The 17,547-nt window shown below is 62.2% G+C and carries 14 protein-coding genes; 5 read left to right on the top strand and 9 right to left on the bottom strand.

The genetic code is table 11. From position 1 onward, the window contains the following. Positions 1–89: 89 nt before the first annotated feature. From guaD to xdhC, 4 genes are all read right to left on the bottom strand, one after another. A complete protein-coding gene (guaD, locus tag G7047_RS01880; protein ID WP_166300200.1) occupies positions 90–1,370 on the bottom strand; it encodes a guanine deaminase in 1,281 nt (426 codons plus the stop codon). A 325-nt stretch (positions 1,371–1,695) separates the two neighbouring features. Then, a complete protein-coding gene (locus G7047_RS01875) occupies positions 1,696–2,799 on the bottom strand; it encodes a BMP family ABC transporter substrate-binding protein (RefSeq protein ID WP_166300198.1) in 1,104 nt (367 codons plus the stop codon). Positions 2,800–2,904: 105 nt separating this feature from the next. Then, the gene (locus tag G7047_RS01870) at positions 2,905–4,167 is read right to left on the bottom strand and encodes a urate hydroxylase PuuD (RefSeq protein ID WP_166300196.1); all 1,263 of its coding nucleotides are present in this window, start codon (positions 4,165–4,167) and stop codon (positions 2,905–2,907) included. 176 nt (positions 4,168–4,343) lie between these two features. Then, positions 4,344–5,189, bottom strand: coding sequence for a xanthine dehydrogenase accessory protein XdhC (gene xdhC / locus G7047_RS01865; RefSeq protein WP_240939340.1), 846 nt, complete (start codon positions 5,187–5,189; stop codon positions 4,344–4,346). A 173-nt stretch (positions 5,190–5,362) separates the two neighbouring features. Between xdhC and G7047_RS01860 the strand changes: the two genes are divergently transcribed. Then, positions 5,363–5,941 (top strand): hypothetical protein, encoded by a 579-nt coding sequence (locus tag G7047_RS01860; protein WP_371813912.1) that lies wholly within the window; start codon positions 5,363–5,365, stop codon positions 5,939–5,941. A 605-nt stretch (positions 5,942–6,546) separates the two neighbouring features. On the opposite strand, the gene uraH is transcribed toward G7047_RS01860, so the two are convergent. Beyond that, on the bottom strand, positions 6,547–6,900 hold the full coding sequence (gene uraH / locus G7047_RS01855; protein ID WP_166300192.1) for a hydroxyisourate hydrolase: 354 nt from the start codon (positions 6,898–6,900) through the stop codon (positions 6,547–6,549). 107 nt (positions 6,901–7,007) lie between these two features. On the opposite strand from uraH, the gene G7047_RS01850 reads away from it, so the two are divergent. From G7047_RS01850 to G7047_RS01835, 4 genes are read left to right on the top strand one after another with little or no spacing between them, the layout of a single operon-like run. Further along, on the top strand, positions 7,008–7,688 hold the full coding sequence (locus G7047_RS01850) for a GntR family transcriptional regulator (RefSeq protein WP_166300190.1): 681 nt from the start codon (positions 7,008–7,010) through the stop codon (positions 7,686–7,688). A gap of 18 nt (positions 7,689–7,706) precedes the next feature. Further along, positions 7,707–8,666: an allantoinase PuuE gene (gene puuE / locus G7047_RS01845; RefSeq protein WP_166300188.1), complete on the top strand. Its 960-nt coding sequence runs from the start codon at positions 7,707–7,709 to the stop codon at positions 8,664–8,666. Between the two features lie 48 nt (positions 8,667–8,714). Continuing rightward, entirely contained in the window at positions 8,715–10,496 is a 1,782-nt protein-coding gene (gene uraD, locus G7047_RS01840; RefSeq protein WP_166300186.1) for a 2-oxo-4-hydroxy-4-carboxy-5-ureidoimidazoline decarboxylase, read from the top strand. 41 nt (positions 10,497–10,537) lie between these two features. Further along, on the top strand, positions 10,538–11,806 hold the full coding sequence (locus tag G7047_RS01835; RefSeq protein WP_166300184.1) for a M20/M25/M40 family metallo-hydrolase: 1,269 nt from the start codon (positions 10,538–10,540) through the stop codon (positions 11,804–11,806). Between the two features lie 183 nt (positions 11,807–11,989). On the opposite strand, the gene ligK is transcribed toward G7047_RS01835, so the two are convergent. From ligK to G7047_RS01815, 4 genes are all read right to left on the bottom strand, one after another. Continuing rightward, the gene (ligK, locus tag G7047_RS01830; protein WP_166300182.1) at positions 11,990–12,673 is read right to left on the bottom strand and encodes a 4-carboxy-4-hydroxy-2-oxoadipate aldolase/oxaloacetate decarboxylase; all 684 of its coding nucleotides are present in this window, start codon (positions 12,671–12,673) and stop codon (positions 11,990–11,992) included. A 12-nt stretch (positions 12,674–12,685) separates the two neighbouring features. Next, positions 12,686–13,714: an amidohydrolase family protein gene (locus G7047_RS01825; RefSeq protein ID WP_166300180.1), complete on the bottom strand. Its 1,029-nt coding sequence runs from the start codon at positions 13,712–13,714 to the stop codon at positions 12,686–12,688. Positions 13,715–13,764: 50 nt separating this feature from the next. Further along, a complete protein-coding gene (locus G7047_RS01820) occupies positions 13,765–14,763 on the bottom strand; it encodes a tripartite tricarboxylate transporter substrate binding protein (protein WP_240939339.1) in 999 nt (332 codons plus the stop codon). 159 nt (positions 14,764–14,922) lie between these two features. Next, on the bottom strand, positions 14,923–17,415 hold the full coding sequence (locus G7047_RS01815) for an endonuclease/exonuclease/phosphatase family protein (protein WP_166300178.1): 2,493 nt from the start codon (positions 17,413–17,415) through the stop codon (positions 14,923–14,925). Positions 17,416–17,547: the final 132 nt, after the last annotated feature.

Genomic DNA, 17,547 nt, shown 5'->3' with positions numbered 1-17,547 from the left:
ACCGAGGGCTACGCCGAACTGGATATTTTCACCGCAAAACCAGGAACGACCGCGATGAACCCGAATTTGCCGGGTTGGCGGTCAGTGCTTCAGGCGATCACGGTGCGCTCGATCAAACGGTCATCGCCGAGCACGATCATCGCAAACAGCAGCTCGTCCAGACTGCGCGCCTGCGAGGTGCGGCGTGCGACGAGCGGCGTTGCCTGCGGGTTGAGCACCACGAAATCGGCCTCGCAGCCCGGCTGCAGATTGCCGACCACGCCTTCGAGCCCCGCCGCTCTAGCCGCGCCCGCCGTGTGCTGCCACCACAGCGCCTGTGGGTTGAGCGACTGGCCTTGCTTGGCGTTGCCCTCGCGCCCCACGTAGTAGGCCGCGAGCATGGTGTGTAACGGGCTGAAGCTTGTGCCGCCGCCCACGTCGCTCGCCAACCCATATTGAAAGCCCGCTGCGTCGGCCCGCTGGAAATCGAAATAGCCACTCGACAAAAAGAGATTGCTGGTCGGGCAGACCGCGGCCGCCACGCCGCGATCCCGCATCAGTGCGCGATCCTCGGCGTCGAAATGGATACAGTGCGCGTAGATCGAGCGCTCGCGCATCAGCCCGAAATCGTCATAAATCGACAGATAACTGCGCGAGGCGGGGAACAGCTCGCGCGCCCAGCGGATCTCATCGTGGTTCTCGGCCACATGCGACTGGATCCACACATCGCGATACTTGGAGGCCAGCTCGCCAGCGCCTCGCAGTTGCGCATCGGTGCTCGTGGGTGCAAAGCGCGGCGTGATGGCGTAGCCGAGCCGGTCCACGCCGTGCCAGCGTTTGATCAGCGCCTCTGTGTCAATCAGCGACTGCTCGGTCTGGTCACGCACGCCATTGGGCGAATGGCGATCCTGCAGCACCTTGCCCGCGATGATGCGCATGCGCCGTGCCTGCGCCTCGGTCATCAGCGCGTCGACTGAGCCGGGATGCGAAGTGCAGAAGGTGACCGCCGTGGTCACGCCGTTGCGCAGCAGCTCGTCCACGAAGAAGCTCGCGACCTCCTTCGCGTAGGCGGGGTCAGAAAAGCGAGATTCGTGCGGGAAGGTGTAGTTCTCGAGCCAGGGGAGCAGGCCATCGGCGGGGGAGCCGATGACGTCGGTCTGGGGGTAGTGGATGTGGAGGTCCACAAAGCCCGGGGCGATGATGCGGCCCGGGAGGTTGGTGATCTCATTTCCCTTTCCCGCGTACCGGGGGCTCAGTTCGCTCCAGCTGCCTGCGGCTTCCACGCGTTGTACGCCGTTGGTGTCGGGGACGGTGGCGAGCAAGCCGTCTTCTTCGTAGAGGGCTTGGCCGGTGGGGGTGAAGTGCAGGAGGGATGAGCGGTAGAGGGGCATGGGGTGGAGCTTATCCAATGGGGCGTGTGCGCGGCATGTTTTTGCGCGCATAGAGGTCATAAGGAATTCTTATTTTCTTTTTTTGGGCCGCTGCTGTTTGTTTGAGGACGGAGGCCGGGAGTTCCGCCCGGCGGCGGAGTCACCTTTTGCTTGCGCGCAAAAGGTAACCCAAAACGCGCTTTGAAGTCATGCGGCAAAACTCTCTTCGCGACTTCGTCGCTCCGTTCAAACAGCTTGCCGCAGAAATGACCTGAAGAGGTGTGTTCGGCACATCGCTTCGCTCGTGCCCGTTGCATCTCGCTTTCGCGAGATGCTCCCACTCTCTCTAGTTGCGCTTGGGTGCCTGCACGCCTTCCGCGAGCCAGTCCATCTGCAGGATCTGTTCGTCCGTCAAGGCCTTGCCTGCGGGGATTTGTTCGGCTCCGGTGTTGTCTCGGATCGCCTGTTTTCCTGCGCGGAAAGGTTGGAGCTTGCCTGTGGCAATGTCCTTTTCACGAGCCTTCACCTCTTCGCGAACTGCTGCCGGGATCTTCGCGTTGTAGCCATCCATGCGGATCATGCCTTCGCGCACTCCGCCCCAGCGGTCCTGGCTTTTCCAGGTGCCTGCGCCCACGGCTTTGACGCGGTCGGCGTAGTACTGGCCCCATTGGTGGGTGATGGAGACGAGCTGGGCGTCGGGGCCGACGTGGTTCATGTTGGAGTGGAAGCCGATGGCGTATTTGCCACGCTCCTGGGCCGCGCCCATGATGGCGGTGGATGCGGTCTGGAATGCGACGACGTCGACGCCTTCGTTGAACAACGCCATCGCGGCTTCGCGTTCCTTGGGTGGGTCGAACCAGACGTCGAGCCAGATCACCTTGACCACGGCCTTGGGGTTCACCGAGCGCATGCCCAGCGTGAAGGCGTTGATGCCCTGCATCACCTCGGGAATCGGGAAGCCCGCGACGAAGCCTGCTGCGCCTGTCTTGCTCATGCGCGCGGCCAGTACGCCCGAGAGGTAGCGGCCTTCGTAGTAGCGTGCGTTGGCGGTGGCGACGTTGTCGGCACGCTTGTAGCCGGTGATGGACTCGAACTTCACGTTCGGGTAGTCCTTGGCGACGCGCAGGGTCGGCTCCATGTAGCCAAAGCTCGGGGTGAAGATGATCTGGTTGCCCGATTTGGCGAGGTCGCGGATCACGCGCTCGGAATCAGCGCCTTCGGCGACGTTTTCGACGAAGGTGGACTGCACCTTGTCACCGAGGGCTGCAGCCATTTCCTTGCGGCCGGCCTCGTGCTGGTGCGTCCAGCCCGCGTCAGCAATCGGCGAGACATAGACGAACGCGGCTTTCACCGGTGCCGATGAAGGCGACGGCGCCGCGGCTTGCGCTGAAAAAGTGGGGGAAAGGAAAAAACAGGCGGCCGCGAGCCCGGCAGCGAGGTTTTTGTACATGGTGTTCCTCTACATGGTCCCGATGAATCGCACAAAAAGAAAAGCTGCCGGGACAGCAGCTTTTCGTGCATTGAAAGCGCAGATTGTACGCGCGCCGCAAAAAACTTACGGATTCGTCGGTGCACCACCCTCATACCAGCGCTTGAACATGTCGCGCTCGTCATCGGTCAGGCCGGCCGGATTGCCGAAGGGCATCTTCTTGAGCTGCACGACCTGAGTGTAGATCTGCTGTGCGTGGCTCTTGACCTCTTCGGGCGAGTCGAACGAGATGTTCTTCTGCGCGATGGTCTTGGCGCTGTGGCAGACCACGCAGGCCTTTTCCATCACGCCATGCACTTCGTTGTAGGTGGGCACACCGGTTGCTGCAGCAGCCACCGGAGCGGCACCCGCCGCTGCAGGAGCGCTGGTTGCCGCAGGGGCGGTCACCGCTGCCTTGGGTGCAGGCTTGAGCCAGGCAGCCACGCCGATGATGACCAGCACGCCGACCACGGCATAGGGCCATGGGTGGCTGTTGCGGCCCAGCTTGAAGCCGTGGCGCAGCACGAAAAACTGGCGGATCGCGGCGCCAGCGAACATCATGAGGATCAACACCAACCAGTTGAGGTCGTGGTTGTAGAGCCAGCCGTAGTGGTTGGATAGCATGGCGAACAGCACCGGCAGCGTGAAATAGGTGTTGTGCACCGAGCGCTGCTTGCCGCGCTTGCCGTGGATCGGATCGACGGGGCGACCGGCCTTGAGATCGGCAACCACCGTGCGCTGGCCGGGGATGATCCAGAAGAACACGTTGGCGCTCATCGAGGTCGCGAGCATCGCGCCCATGAGCAGGAATGCCGCCTGTCCAGGGAAGATGTGGCAGGCGAGAAAGGCCGCAATGCAGACCAGCACCAGCACCATCGCGCCGACGATGCTGTCACCGTTCTTGCGCTGACCGAACACGCGGCAAATGCCGTCGTACAGCAGCCAGAACACCACGAGGAACGCGAGCGCCGCCATGATGGCCATGCTGCTGGACATCGGGTTGGGACTGGCCGGATTGACCAGATAGATGTTGGCGTTCCAGAGATACGAGACCGTCAGCAGCGCGAAGCCCGACAGCCAGGTGGTGTAGCTCTCCCAGTAGAACCAGTGCAGATGATCTGGTAGCTTGGGCGGCGAGACGTTGAACTTGACCGGGTGATAAAAGCCCCCGCCGTGCACGGCCCAAAGCTCGCCCGAGACGCCGTCGCGCTTCAGACTCTCGTCGACCGGCGGCGTGAGGCTGCTGTCGAGAAAGACGAAATAGAACGAAGAACCAACCCAGGCAATGGCGGTGATGACGTGGAGCCAGCGCAACAGCAGATTGGCCCAGTCGAGAATGTAGCTTTCCATGGCTCTCAACCTTACCTGCTCACCACTGCGGGCGCTCTGAGCAGAAAATTCTGGCCACGCACCTTGGTTTTTCCGGACTCATCCAGATCCCTGGGCACCGCTGCGACCGACTTTTGCAGACACAAAGTGTATACAAAACAAGAAGAACCCGCCATTCAGCCAAGCTAGGAATTACCCTAGATCACCGAACTTTTTGACGAATCCAAGTAGACGGATTGCAACAACTGTGCCGCAACTGCGACCGCAATCACCTCGGGCTCCTTGCCCGTGATGCCCGGCACGCCGATGGGACAGGTGATGTGCGCAATCTCGTTCTCTTCAAACCCGCGCTGGCGCAGCCGACTCGTGAACACCGCGCGCTTGGTGGCGCTGCCGATCAGCCCCACAAATGGCAGATCGCCGCGCTCGCGCTGCCGCTTGAGGCACGCTGCGACGATGTTCAGGTCTTCCGCATGGCTGAAGCTCATGATCAACACCCGCGCGCGCGCAGGCAAATGGTGCACGGCAGCCTCGACCGGATCGGAATGCTCGCACTCCACCTGCGGCAGCACATCGGCAGGAAACACGCTGTCGCGGCTGTCGATCCAGCGGATGGCGAACGGCAGCGTACCCAGCACATTCACCAGCGCATGCCCCACATGCCCGCCGCCAAACAGCGCCAGCGGATGCAACCCCGGCAACAGCCGCTCCCTCAACCCGTCGCGATGCAGCGCATTCACCAATTCAAAGCGCAGATGCACCACCCCGCCGCAACACTGCCCCAGACTGGGGCCCAACGCCCAACGACGAACAAAACCTTCCTCTTCTTCCCCACTGGCAGCCAACAGATTACGCGCCAGCTGAATCGCCTCCAGCTCCAGATGCCCGCCACCAATGGTGCCCAGCACCGCCACCTCCCCACCAAGGACCGCCATCCACGCCCCCCGCTCACGCGGCGCGGACCCCTGAGTCGATTCCACGCTCACGAGACAGGCAGAAGCGGATTGCAGATGCTGCAGCAGACGTTGAAGTGCGACGGACAAGACAGTGACCCTCGTGGTTTCCGGATAATCCATGCGGGCCAGCAAAACTTGGCCGCGTCCGTACGTATTTAAACAAAGAAATGCCCACTCTTGCGCCAATCCGCCCCAACGCCAGCCGCAAAGCCAGCAACCAACGCTTCGCCTGGCTGGCCGTGCTGCTCGCCGCCATCGGCATGGCCGCGTTGGTGCACTATGTGGAAACGCGGAAACCAGCAACGCTGACATCAACACCAGCACCAACGCCCGCCACGAAGCCCGCATCGCCGGCCGCGCCCACACCACCCGGCCTACCGATCACCCCTCCGACCCCACAGGTCGACACACCCAAGCCACCCACAGCGTCGGCCGGCAAAACGCCCAAGCCCCCAACACCCAAACCGCCGCCCAAAGCCAAAGCTGAACCGGAAAACGCCTCCCACGCCACTACCCCGCGCACCTACAGACAAGACGCCGCTCGCCACCTGTACGCCAGGAACGCGGCCCGCATCTACAAAGGCAAGCTGCAGCCGCTGCTCTATGCCGTCGGCGTGCTGCAGGTCCATCTTGACCAGAACGGGAAAATCAAAAAGTTGTATTGGATGCGCGCGCCGAAACATGCGCCGGAAGTCATCCGGGAGATTGAACGCACGGTGCGGGCGGCGGCGCCCTATCCGGCCCCTGTGCGCATGGGGGGCGTGGTGTACACGGATACCTGGTTGTGGGACAAGTCGGGGAAGTTCCAGTTGGATACCTTGACTGAGGGGCAGTTGTAGGGGGGCGTTGCCTTGCTTGCCCCCTGCAACCGGGGTGTCGGTTTTTTGCTTTCTTGTTGGGTTCTGCTGTGGGGTTGAGGGCGGAGGCCGGGACTGCCCCCGGCGGGGCAGTAACTTTTTGGTCTTGCCCAAAAAGTCACCAAAAATGCGCTTTGAATACCTCCGGCGGAACTCACTGCGCGACTGCGTCGCTCCGTTCGGACAACCGCCGGAAGTCAGTTAGGAAGAGGTGTGTACGGCACATCGCTGCGCTCGTGCCGGGGGCGTTTGTGGAGTTGGGTTGGGTCACACATGCCCACTGCACTTTTTTGCGAGGGTGATCTCGCGGTACCAGCAAATCGCACAACACCGATGCCCCGACATCTCGCGAAGTCGCGAGATGCACGGCACGAGCGAAGCGACGTGCCGAAAGCACCTCTTATGAAAACTCTGACTCGCGGCGGTTGCCCGAACGGAGCGACACAGTCGCGCAGTGAGTTCTGCCGCGGGTATTGAAAGCGCGTTTTTGGTGACTTTTTGCGCGCAAGCAAAAAGTTACTCGCCCGCCGGGGCGAGACCCGGCCTCCGGCCTCAAAAAAGCACCCAAAAGCCAGAAAAACAAAAAATCAAGACCCCCGATAAGTAGAGTAACTCCAAGGACTAACAAGCAAAGGCACGTGGTAATGCTGATCCACATGCGCCACCCCAAAGTCCAAACTCACCTTACTCAAGAAACTAGGCTCAGGCAACACAACGCCCAAAGAAGAAAAATAACCAGCCACATCGAAGGTCAACCGATAAGTCCCCACCTTCAACGTGGAGTTGTCGAACAGCGGCGCATCCGTCCGACCATCATGGTTCAACGTGAGGCTCTTCACCAGCGAAGCCCCGCCCTCACCGTCGGTGGTGAAAAGCTCCACCTTCATGCCCGCTGCGGGACAGCCGTTCATGGTGTCCAGAACATGTGTACTCAGGCCCATTGGGATAACTCCTTAAACGTTGGATGGATTCCACTATATCTCTGTCGACCAAAAGTGTATACAATTTTTGTGAACTTGCAGTGCAAACATTCCCTAGCTAGGCCAACATGGAATCTTCCTCCGCCACCAGCACCATTGCCGAATCGCTGACCCGTGCCATCGTCGAGCACAAACTGCTGCCCGGCACCAAGCTCGGGGAGCAGAAGCTGGCCGATCACTTCGGCGTCTCGCGCACGTTGGTGCGTCAGGCGCTGTTCCAGCTTTCGCAGAACCGTCTGGTGACGCTGGAGCCCGCGCGCGGCGCGTTCGTCTCCACCCCGTCGGTAGAAGAGGCTAAACAGGTCTTCGCCGTGCGCCTGATGCTGGAGACCGCGATGACGCGCACCTTCGTGCGGCAGGTCAAGCCCGCGCAGATCAAGGCGCTGAAATCCCACATCACCGCAGAAAAAAAGGCCATGGAACGCAACGACGTCGGCCAGCGCACCGAGCTGCTCGGTGACTTCCACGTGGTGATGGCCGAGCTCATGGGCAACGGCGTGCTCGCGCAGCTGCTCGGCGATCTGATCTCGCGCTGCGCGCTGATCACGCTGATGTACCAGAGCACCACCGCCGCCGAACATTCGCACGAGGAGCACGAGGCCATCGTCCACGCGCTCGCCAACAAGGACGAGGAGACCGCCGTGCGCCTGATGCAGGAACACTTGTTGCATGTGGAGGAAGGCCTCACCTTCGACCGCGACATGCCCACGAGCGACCTGTCCATGGCGCTCTCTTCGGTCACGAACTAACCCGACTCCACCATCGCCATGACATACGACGCCAGCGCCCCCTATCCTCGCGATTTGACCGGCTACGGCCGCAACACGCCGCATCCCGAATGGCCGAACAAGGCGCGTGTGGCCGTGCAGTTCGTGCTGAACTACGAAGAAGGCGGCGAAAACTGCGTGCTGCACGGCGACGCAGCGAGCGAGCAGTTCCTCTCGGAAATGTTCAATCCGGCCGCTTACCCTGAGCGTCATATGAGCATGGAAGGCATCTACGAATACGGCTCGCGCGCAGGCGTGTGGCGTCTGCTGCGCGAGTTCGAAAAGCGTGATCTGCCGCTCACCGTCTTCGGCGTGGCGACCGCCTTGCAGCGCCACCGCGAACTGGCGCAGGCCTTTGACGAACTCGGCCATGAAGTGGCCTGCCATGGCCTCAAGTGGATTCACTACCAGGGCGTGCCCGAAGAGATCGAACGCGCGCACATGGCGCAGTGCATGGAGATCTTCGGCGAGCTCTACGGAAAAAACAGCGACCACGGCCTCGGCTGGTACACGGGCCGCGACAGCCCCAACACCCACCGCCTCGTGGCCGACAACGGCAGTTTCACTTACGACAGCGACTATTACGGCGATGATCTACCGTTCTGGATGACGGTGAAGAAAACCGACGGCGGCAAGCACCAGCAGCTCATCGTGCCCTACACGCTCGACTGCAACGACATGCGATTCGCGCTGCCCCAAGGCTACTCATATGCCGATCCGTTCTTCCAGTATTTGAAGGACACCTTCGACGTGCTCTACGCGGAAGGCGATGCCAACGGCGACAACGCACCCAAGATGATGAGCATCGGCATGCACTGCCGCCTGCTCGGCCGTCCGGGCCGCATCACCGCGCTGCAGCGTTTTCTCGATCACATCCAACAACACGACAACGTGTGGGTGGCACGCCGCATTGACATCGCACGCCACTGGACCAAGCGCTTTCCCGCGCCCGCCCTCTGACCGCCGCCACGCACGCACCTATTGATGAAGATGAACGGAGACGACGCCATGCCACTCACCATAGAACAACTCAACGCCGCCGATCCTGCAGCGGGCACGCAGCTGCTGGATGGCATCTACGAACACTCGCCATGGATTGCCACGGCGGCGATGGCAGAGCGTCCGTTCAAATCGCTCGCGCATCTCAAGTACGCTATGGCCAAGGTGGTGAACACCGCTGGCGAGCAGCCACAGCTTGATCTGATCCGCGCCCACCCGGAACTCGCGGGCAAGGCCATGGTGTCCAAGACGCTCACGGCCGAATCGACCAACGAGCAGAGCAAGGCCGGCCTCACCCACTGCACGCCCGAAGAGTTCGCGCGCATCCAGCAACTCAACGCCGACTACAACGCGCGCTTCGGCTTTCCGTTCATCCTCGCCGTGCGCGGCCCGCGCGGAACCGGGCTGCAGAAGCAGGAAATCATCGACACCTTCGCGCGACGCCTGGACAACCATCCGGACTTCGAACGCGCCGAGGCGCTGCGCAACATCCACCGCATCGCCGAGATCCGACTGAACGACAAGTTCGCGTTCGAGCCCATTCTCGGCAACGACGTGTGGGACTGGCAAGAGCGCCTGTCGCAGCACACCGACAAGGGCTATGACGAGCTCGGCCAGCTCACCGTCACCTACCTCACCGACGCTCACCGCGCATGCGCCCAGCGCATCAGCCACTGGATGCGCGACAGTGGTTTTGACGAGGTCGAGATCGACGCGGTCGGCAACGTCGTGGGCCGCTACAAACCCGCCAACGAAGGCGGAAAATACCTGCTCACCGGCAGCCACTACGACACCGTGCGCAACGGCGGCAAGTACGACGGTCGCCTCGGCATCTTCGTGCCCATGGCCTGCGTGCGCGAGTTGCAGCACCAACACAAGCGCCTGCCCTTCGGCATCGAAGTGGTGGCGTTCGCGGAAGAGGAAGGCCAGCGCTACAAGGCCACCTTCCTCGGCTCGGGCGCGCTGATTGGCGACTTCAAGCAAGTCTGGCTCGACCAGAAGGACGCGGATGGCATCACGATGCGCGAGGCCATGCAGCACGCAGGTTTGTGCATCGACGACATCCCCAAGCTCAAGCGCAATGCAGCCGATTACCTCGGCTTCATCGAGGTACACATCGAGCAGGGCCCGGTGCTCAACGAGCTCGACATTCCGCTCGGCATCGTCACCTCGATCAACGGCAGCGAGCGCTATGTCTGCGAGATGATCGGCATGGCCAGCCACGCAGGCACCACGCCCATGGACCGCCGCCGCGACGCCGCCGTCGGCGTGGCCGAACTCGCGCTGTATGTGGAGCAACGCGCCGCGCAGGACGGTGACAGCGTAGCCACTATCGGCCAGCTCAACGTGCCCAACGGCTCGATCAACGTCGTGCCGGGCCGCTGCCTGTTCAGCCTCGACATGCGCGCGCCGACCAATGCCCAGCGCGACGCGATGGTCAAGGATACCCTCGCCAAGCTCGACGAAATCGCCAAGCGCCGAGGCCTGCACTACAAGGCCGAAATGTCTATGAGCGCCGACGCCGCCCCCAGCGCGCCCGAATGGCAAAAGCGCTGGGAGAACGCGGTCGACGCGCTCGGCGTGCCGCTGTTTCGCATGCCCAGCGGCGCGGGCCACGACGCGATGAAGATCCACGAAATCATGCCCCAGGCCATGCTGTTCACGCGTGGACTGAACTCGGGCATCAGCCACAACCCGTTGGAATCCACCACATCAGACGACATGCAACTGGCGGTGGACGCGTTCACCCATGTGCTTGAACAACTTGCATCCGAAGGCGTGAAGGCTTGAGTGCCCTTCCTCCATCACGACACTGAGAAAAAAGGAAAGCCATGACCCAAAACCGCCAAGCCACCTACGCCGCACTCGACGCCTGGATCGACCAGCATTTCGATGAACAAGTGCGCTTTCTTCAGGCACTCGTCCAGGTCCCCACCGACACGCCTCCCGGCAACAACGCTCCCCACGCCGAGCGCACGGCCGAGCTGATCAAGTCCTTCGGTTTCGAAGCGGAAAAACACGCCGTACCCGAGCAGGACGTGAAGGACTACGGCATGCAGTCCATCACCAACCTGATCGTGCGCCGCCCCTATGGCGACGGCGGCAAGACCATCGCGCTGAACGCCCACGGCGACGTGGTGCCGCCCGGTGAAGGCTGGACGCATGACCCCTACGGCGCCGAAATCGTCGACGGCAAGATGTACGGCCGCGCGACGGCGGTGAGCAAGAGCGATTTCTCGACCTTCACCTTTGCGGTGCGCGCACTCGAAGCGGTGGCCAAGCCAGCCAAGGGCAATGTCGAGTTGCACTTCACCTACGACGAAGAATTCGGCGGCCTGCTCGGCCCCGGCTGGTTGCTCGAAAAGGGGCTGACCAAGCCCGACCTGATGATCGCCGCAGGCTTCAGCTACGAAGTCGTCACCGCGCACAACGGCTGCCTGCAGATGGAAGTGACGATCCACGGCAAGATGGCCCACGCGGCCGTGCCGGACACCGGCGTCGACGCTCTGCAAGCCGCCACCGCTGTACTCAGCGCGCTGTACGGCGAGAACGTCAAGTACAAGCAGGTGCTCTCCAAGGTCACCGGCATCAAGCATCCGTATGTGAACGTGGGCCGCATTGAAGGCGGCACCAACACCAATGTGGTGCCCGGCAAAGTCGTGCTCAAGGTCGACCGCCGCATGATCCCCGAAGAGAACCCGCAGGAAGTCGAAGCGACCATCCACGCGGTGATGCGCAACGCGATTGTGGAGTTCAACGCGCTGCACGGCTTCACCGGCGAAAAGGCGGTGAGCATCGACATCAAGCAGTTGGTGCTGGCCAATGCAATGACGCCGCTCGCCGGAAACAAGCCGCTTGTGGATGCCATTCAAACGCATGGCGAGGTGGTGTTTGGTGCGCGTCCTCCGGCTGTCGGAACGCCTCTTTATACCGATGTGCGCTTGTATGTGGAGCGTGGGATTCCCGGTGTGATTTATGGGGCCGGGCCTCGGACTGTGTTGGAGTCGCATGCCAAGCGGTCTGATGAACGGGTGGAGTTGGACGACTTGCGTCGGGCTACCAAGGTCATTGCTCGGTCTCTTGTGGATTTGTTGGGGTGATTCTTTGGCTTCTGCTGCGGGGTTAAGGGCAGAGGCCGGGTCTCGCCCCGGCTGGCGAGTAACTTTTTGCTTGCGCGCAAAAAGTCACTCCGCCGCGGGGCGGAACTCCCGGCCTCCGTAAGCAACCACCCAGCAGCAGCACAAAAAACAAAAAGAACAAGCGCAGTTTGAGTGCGCCAAAACTCAATCAATGTACCGAAGCCCAGCCGCAGCCAACGGCTCCCGCATCGAGTACATATCCAGCCCCAAAACACCGGAAGCAAGCTTATCCCGCTTGGCAGCTTCATTAGCCTCCCGAGCCTGCGCCGCAACCAGCGTGGAAGCGGCAACAGAACGCGGCACACACACCACCCCATCATCATCAGCAACGATCACATCGCCCGGCGTGACAAACGCCCCTGCGCACACCACAGGCACGTTCACAGAACCCAAAGTAGCCTTGATCGTCCCCTTGCTGCTGATCGCCTTGCTCCACACCGGAAACTGCATTTCCGTCAGCGTCTTCACATCCCGCACGCCCGCGTCGATGATCAGCGCGCGCGCTCCGCGTGCCTTGAAGCTGGTCGCGAGCAGGTCGCCGAAATAGCCGTCGGTGCATTCCGCGGTGATGGCCGCGACCACGATGTCGCCGGGCTGGATCTGTTCGGCGGCGACGTGCATCATCCAGTTGTCGCCGGGGTGCAGCAGCACGGTGACCGCCGTGCCAGAGACCTGCGCGCCCGCGTAGATCGGGCGCATATAGGGTTTGAGCAGGCCGACGCGTCCCATGGCTTCGTGGACTGTGGCGGAGCCCAGTGAGGCAAGGGCGTCGGTGGTGGCGCAGTCGGTGCGCGCGATGTTGCGGTAGACGACTCCAAGTTCGTACATGGTGAGTTCTCCTTACAGGCCCTTGGCCTTGAGTTGTGCGTCGAGTCGTGTGAACACGCGGCGGGCGTTGCCTTCAAAAACCATGTGGCGTTCAGCGTCGCTCAGGTTGGCGGTCGCGTTCACATAGCGTTTGGTGTCGTCGTAGTAGTGGCCGGTCTGCGGATCAATGCCGCGCACGGCGCCGATCATTTCGCTGGCGAACAAGATGTTCTTCACCGGGATCACCTTGGTGAGCAGATCGATGCCGGGCTGGTGGTAGACGCAGGTGTCGAAGTAGATGTTGTTGAGCAGATGCTCTTCCAGCAAGGGCTTCTTCATTTCCTGCGCGAGGCCACGGAAACGGCCCCAGTGATATGGCGCCGCGCCCCCGCCGTGTGGCACGACGAATTTGAGGGTCGGGAAATCCTTGAACAGATCGCCCTGGATGAGCTGCATCACCGCCGTGGTGTCCGCGTTCAGATAGTGCGCGCCGGTGGTGTGAAAGCAGGCGTTGCAGCTGGTGCTCACGTGGATCATCGCGGGGATGTCGTACTCGACCATCTTTTCGTAGATGGGGTACCAGTGACGGTCGGCGAGCGGTGGGCTGGTCCAGTGGCCGCCGCTCGGGTCAGGGTTCAGGTTGATGCCGACGTTGCCGTATTCCTTCACGCATTTTTCGAGCTCGGGGATACAGGTCTTGGGATCGACACCGGGCGACTGCGGCAGCATGGCCGCGCCAACAAAATGCTCGGGGAAGAGTTGCGACACACGATGGCAGAGCTCGTTGCAGATCGCCGCCCAGGTGCTCGATACCTCGAAGTCGCCGATGTGGTGGGCCATGAAGCTGGCGCGCGGACTGAAGATGGTCAGGTCCGCGCCGCGTTCCTTCATCAGACGCAACTGGTTGGTCTCGATGGATTCGCGCAGCTCGTCGTCGCTGATCTTCAAGTCGCTCACGCGAGGCTTCTGCGACGGGTCGTTGATGCCCGCTATTTGCGCGTTGCGCCAGTTCTCAAGCGCCTTGGGGGCCGTGGTGTAGTGGCCGTGGCAATCGATGATCATGTGAACTCTCCCCTTCTTTGTCGTTGAAAAAAACGTTCGAACGAAGCGCCTCAATCCGCCTTGATGTTCGCGTCGCGGATGACCTTTTCCCACTTGGCGGATTCGCTCTTGAGGAAGGCTGCCGCATCGGCCGAGGACGACGGCGTGATCACCGCGCCGAGGGCATTGAGCCGCTCGCGCGTGCCTGCATCGGCCAGTGCCTTGAGGGTTTCGGCGTTGAGCTTGTTGACGATGTCAGCCGGTGTCTTGGCCGGGGCCATCAGCACCCACCAGACGCTCGCGTCAAACCCAGTGACACCCGCCTCCGCCATGGTCGGCACGTTGGGCAGCATGGGCGCGCGCTTCTCGCCAGTCACGGCCAGCGCCTTGAGCTTGCCGGACTGCACATGCGGCAGCACTTCAAGAGGATTGAGCAGCATGAAGTTGAGGCGACCGGAAATCAGATCGATCAGCGCAGGCGAGCCGCCCTTGTAGGCAACATGCAGCGCGTCAAACTTGCCGACCGATTCAAACAGCGCACCGGCCAGATGACCCGAGCTGCCATTGCCTGCCGAGCCGTAGTTCATCGCGCCGGGCTTGGCGCGCGCGGCGGCGACGAGTTCCTGCACGTTCTTGTACTGGGCGTCGGCAGGCGTCACGAGAACCAGCGGCGCGTAGCCGATGCGTGCGATCGGCGTGAAGTCGCGCAGGCCGTTGAACGACAGGTTCGGGTACAGCGTGTTGTTGGTGACCACGCCGTTGGCGCCAACCAGCAGCGAATATCCATCCGCTGGCGACTTGGCGACGTTCTCGGTGCCGATGTTGGCGTTTGCGCCGGGCTTGTTGTCGACGATGACGGGCTGGCCCATCTGCACCGCCAGTCGCTCGGCCACGCTGCGGCCCACGGTGTCCACCGCGCCGCCTGCGGCGAAAGGCACGACCACGCGCACAGGCTTGTTGGGATACGGTGCTTGCGACCAGGACGCCGCGCTCGCGCACAGCAGCACCAGGGCCATCGCGCCACGGCGGCGCAGTTGTCGGGTAAGTTGTTGGGTGACCAGGGTCTTCATGTCTATCTCCTGAATGGACTTTTCTAAGGACCGCAGAGTAGACACAGAAATTTCGCCCGCCAAGATCATTCCACACAGTGAAACGGCGACTTCAAAAACTCGACAGCCCCGCCGGATGCGAATCCGACGAGGCTGTGTTCAGCGGTCGCCTTGATCAGGTCAGCGTTTCAAGCGTCGCAAGCCGAATACCAGCAGCACCAAGCTCATCAGCCACAACGCCGCCTCACTGAGCGACGGCACCGGTTGGGCCGTCCCCTCGATGGCCGAGGTGACGATCTGCGTCATCGTCATGCTGGTAGCTGCGACCTGCGCGTCGCCCGAGTAGCTCGCGACGATGGTGTGTGTGCCAGCAGCGAACGCGGGCGCACTCCAGCTCGCGCTGCCGCCGACGAGCGGCACCGAGCCGATGGGCGCACCGTTGTCGGTAAAGGCGATGGTGCCGGTGGGCACGGCGGGGGCGGCCTTGGCGCGCTTGCTCAGGCTCTGCGCCGCGACCAATTCCGTGCTCACCACCACGTTGAAGGCCACTGCATCGCCGGGCCGCGAGGGGTTGGGCGTGGAGGTGAGTGTCACCGTGCTGCGGAGCTTTTCGGGCTCGGGTGCGGCGGCCACGTCGAGGGTGTAGGCACGTTCGGCCACGCTGCCCTTAGCGTCCTTCACCTGCACGGTGAACGCGAAGAATCCGCTGGCCGTGGGCGAACCGCTCAACGCGCCGTCACTGCCCAGTTGCATGCCGGGCGGCAGGCTTCCGGCGACGATGCTGTAGGTGTATGGCGCGGTGCCACCAAGCACCGGCAGGCTGCCTGTATAGGCCTGGTTCTGCGTGCCGCCTGCGAGCTGCGGCAGCGTGAGCGCGAGCGGCTTGATCACAAAGGTCGCCATCACCGATTTGTGGTCCGTGGGCCAGCCCGAAAGCGGCTCGAGGATCGGGTCTTCACTGGTCTCGGCAACGCGCTGGTTGCGCAGGATGGACTTGCGCGGACCGACCACGGTCGCGCCCTGAAGGCTCAGACGCGCGTCGGGCTGATAGAACACATAGTCGATGCGGTCGCGCTCGTCGGCGTCCGGCGCCCAGGTGAGGCTGGACGTGGGTTTGAGCGGATTGTCCGACGGCCAGGTGAAACCGGGATGGGTGACCGGATTCGGGAACTTCACGCGGTAAGCATCCAGATAGCCCGCCTGCTCCAAGAGCGTCGTGCTCTGCCACGGAACGACCGTTCCGTTGTGGTCATAGAGCGCCTTGGTGGCCTCGTTCCAGTCGAGGTGCGAGGGCTCGTTGAAGTCTCCCGCCATCACGACGAGGCGACCCTTGTCGCGCTCGAGTTTGGCGTCGGCAACGAACTGGCGGATCGATTCGGGGCGACCCGATTTTTCGTTGAGATCCAGAATCAGCGGCACATCGGTGATCGGCCCACTCGGGATCTTGTTCCAACCGTATTCGCTGGTCGGATTGCCCGACGGTGTGCCGCCGCCATAGCCGCGCGGCAGATAGCAGACGTACCACTGATAGGCCAAGTGTCCCGAATAGACTGCGACCGGCGTGCCGTTCACATTGATTACCGCTTTGGAGAAACGGTTGAACTCCGAGGTCTCGATGATCGGATAGCGCGAGACCACGCCCACGTCCTTGTCCGGCCCATAGGAGTGGAACAGATAGCCGCGCTTGGCAAGGTCATTCGCAAGTTGCGCGCCGTAAGCCTGCCCGGTTTCGCTGAGCGTGACCACGTCAGCACCGCTGTCGCGGATCACGTCGGCGATCATGTCGGGGCCACCCGCGCCCACGCCCGTGCCACGCAACCAGACGTTGAACTGCAGCACTTTGAGCTCGGTGGATTTGCCATCGAAGGCCGGTGGCCCGATGAGCGTGGAAGGATCGATGGGCTTGGTCTTCACCTCGAACAGCACGGGCGGCGCCATCCATTGGTAGCCATCGTTGGCCAACAGAAAGGCGGCGTAGGTGCCTTCCGCAAGACCCGTCACATCCCACTGCCCGCTCGCGCTGGTCGCGTATTTGTACTGGGACGATGAATTGGATTGTGCAAAGCTCCAAGGGCCGTCACTCTTGACGCCGGGGCCGTCTTCATAACGCCAGACGCCGATCCAGTTCTTGGCCGCTGAAGCGATGCCGCCGTATTGCAGCGACACGCTCGCGCCGACGTCGTAGCTGCGCAGGTTGCTTGTCAGGCTGCCCGCCTCGCGCTGCGCTGTGCCGTCTTCCGTCACCCAGAAGACGATGGGCGTGGACAGCCACGCATAGCCGTCGTCGGCGAGCAGAAACGCCACATGGCGACCCGGCGCGACACCCTTGAGGCTGACCTCGCCCGAGGCCGTCTGCGGGAGGTAGGCCCATTGGAGAGAGCCCTGCCCGCCATTCGATGCACGGTCCCATGCGCCATAGCGCGTACCTGAATCGGGATAGGACCAGATGCCGACCCAATGCGTCTTGCCGGGCGTCGCGATGTTCTGGAAACTCGCCTTGATGGCCTCATCGCGCTTGTAGATGGTCTTGTCGAGTTGCCATTGCACGGAAGCAGCAGCGCCTGCCTGTTGTGGCAACATCCACGCCAGCAACATGCAGATGCATACCATCCAGACCCTGAGCGTTGCTGCGCGCAGGGTCGTACTTTTCGCTCTTTTCGATACTTCAATCATGTGGGATTCGCTCGTTCAACCATTTCGCACGCCATGTGCCGCGCGCCAAGCCCGGCAGGTTAGTCAACGTGAGTTACATGCAGATGAAAGAGCGATGACGATCCAGCCCCGCACGGTGTTTGGGCTCAGTGA

Source organism: Diaphorobacter sp. HDW4A (assembly GCF_011305995.1).
Lineage (GTDB): Bacteria > Pseudomonadota > Gammaproteobacteria > Burkholderiales > Burkholderiaceae_C > Diaphorobacter_A.
The sequence above is the reverse complement of the archived record's forward strand: the minus strand, read 5'-3'. Positions and strand labels throughout refer to the sequence as shown.